Consider the following 2251-nt stretch of genomic DNA (forward strand, 5'->3'; position numbering starts at 1 on the left):
GCACGCGGATGATGGGGGCACCTCCCGGCCGAAGGCTGGGGGAGGCTCCCGCAACATCCGCCACCGCGCGGCTGATGCGTGGCAGCGGGGCGCAGTCAACCGCCCCAGCGCGGCGTAGAACACCGCGCAGGACGAGGTGACCACCGGTGGGGCGACTCATCGGGCACATGGTTGACCTCAAGCCAGGCCCTTCAGAGCCGGGTAGTTGACGCGACGTAGCGTAGTGGCGGCAGCGCCGGTCCGTAATCGGCCCAGCTGGACGAACGTTCCGCCGGGGCGGGAGGGTTGACGCTGCCGCGGTTTTCGGAGTAAGTGCGACCCGGCTCTGAGGCCGGCTCTCCGAGCGGCTCTCGACCTGCTATCCGACCGGTGTTAAGGAACCGTCAAGAAGGGCGGTCGGCGGCGTCAAGGAGGCGTCAGGACGCGCTCCGTCACAGGTGGGGTGGCACTAGCGTCGCGCGGCGGAGAGAAACGGTTCTGCGCTCGGAGCTCACCCCGGAGCCCCGGCAGGCCGTGCAACGGGGGAAGGGACGTGTCGTCATGACCACCTCGACAGCGGGCGGATCGGCCACCTCGGAGGAGGCGGCTGCGGGAGAGGACGACGGCCCCGGACCAGCGGCCGGGCCGGGTGCCACGTCCGGCCCGCTGGCCCGGCTCCGCCGGAGCCTCCGCACGGTCGGCAGCCGCTCGTACTGGACCACCCCGCGCCTGGTCCGCGGCCTCGCCGCGCTGAGCCTGGCCGCCCTGATCGGCCTCGGCGCCACCGCGACCGCCGTCCTCGGCGGCGCCCGCGACGGCACCGACACCATCGGCCACCGGGCCGCCCCGCAGGCCACCCGTGCCGCGGACCTCTACTTCGCGCTCAGCGACATGGACGCCCAGGCCGCCAACCTGCTGCTGGTCGGCGACGACCAGGACTACACCACCCTGCGCAGGCAGACCCTGGACACCTACGAGCAGCGCCGCAACCAGGCTGACGACGACCTCCAGCAGGCCGCCCAGTCGGCCGCCGGCGACCCGGCCGGGCAGCGCGCCGTCCAGCTGGTGCTCGGCCGGCTCGGCAGCTACGAGGCCCTGGTGGCCCGCGCCCAGCTGCTGGAGGAACAGGCCAAGGCCCCGGCCGGCCAGCCCTCGCCCGCCGCCCTGGACGCCTACCGGCAGGCCTCCGACCTGCTGCGCAATCAGCTGCTGCCCGCCGCCGACCAGGTCACCGCGGCCAACGAGGCCACCGTCGACCACGTCTACGCCCAGCAGCGCGACGCCCTGAGCAGCGGCTGGTGGTGGCTGTTCGTCGTCGGCCTGCTCGCCCTCGCGGCGCTGCTCGGGCTCCAGCGCGTGCTGGCCGTGCGCTACCGCCGGGTGCTCAACCCCGCGCTGGCGGCCGTCACGTTGCTGACCGGTGTGGTGCTGGTGACCGGGCTGAGCCTGGTGGGCCGCACCGACGACCACCTGGTGACCGCCAAGAGCGACGCCTACGACTCGGTGATCGCGCTCAGCCGGGCCCGCGCCGTCGCGTACGACATGAACGCCGACGAGAGCCGCTACCTGATCGACCCGGGCCGCGCGGCCGTGTGGGAGCAGGCCTACCTGGAGCAGAGCCAGGCGGTCGTCCGAATCGACGGCGCGACCCTGGGCAGCTACGGCTCCCAGCTGCAGAACGCCTTCGACCGGCACCGCGCGGACCGCTCCGTCGTCCCGTTCGGCGGCTTCCTGGGCAGCGAGCTGCGCAACATCACCTTCCCCGGCGAGCAGGACGCCGCCGAGCGGGTCCTGGGCGCCTTCCAGGAGTACCAGGTGATCGACCGGCGGATGCGGAACCTGCACGACACGGGGAAGGTCAAGGACGCGATCACGCTCAACACCGGGCTCGCCAAGGGGCAGTCCAACTACCAGTTCGGGCAGTTGAGCGCGGCCATGGAGGACACCATCACGGTCAACCGGACGGCGATGGACGCGGCGGTCTCGGCGACCGACGGCGACCTCGACGGCACCACGGCGGCCCTGGCCGGGGCCGCGCTGGCGGCGGCGCTGGCGCTCACCGCGCTGGGGGTGCGGGCCCGGCTGCGCGAGTACCGGTAGCGCCGGCGCCGGCCCGACGTCGGGTCGACGTCGAACCGAGGCCGCCCCGAGGCTGGGCATCGCGGCGACTGGACCTGCGGAGAGCGGGAACCCGGAGGGCGGGGCCCGGTGGCGATCGGCGGATCGCCGTGCACCCCGGCTGCCGTCACCGTCCTCGGCGTCGCCTGCACCG

1 protein-coding gene is annotated in these 2251 nt (G+C 73.8%); it reads left to right on the forward strand.

The window, feature by feature from the left end; translation table 11 throughout:
• The first annotated feature begins 540 nt into the window (after positions 1-540).
• The gene (locus ACWCYO_RS40610; protein WP_449787041.1) at positions 541-2079 is read left to right on the forward strand and encodes a hypothetical protein; all 1539 of its coding nucleotides are present in this window, start codon (positions 541-543) and stop codon (positions 2077-2079) included.
• Positions 2080-2251 lie beyond the last annotated feature (172 nt).

The sequence above is a fragment of the Kitasatospora sp. NPDC001683 genome, assembly GCF_053596495.1.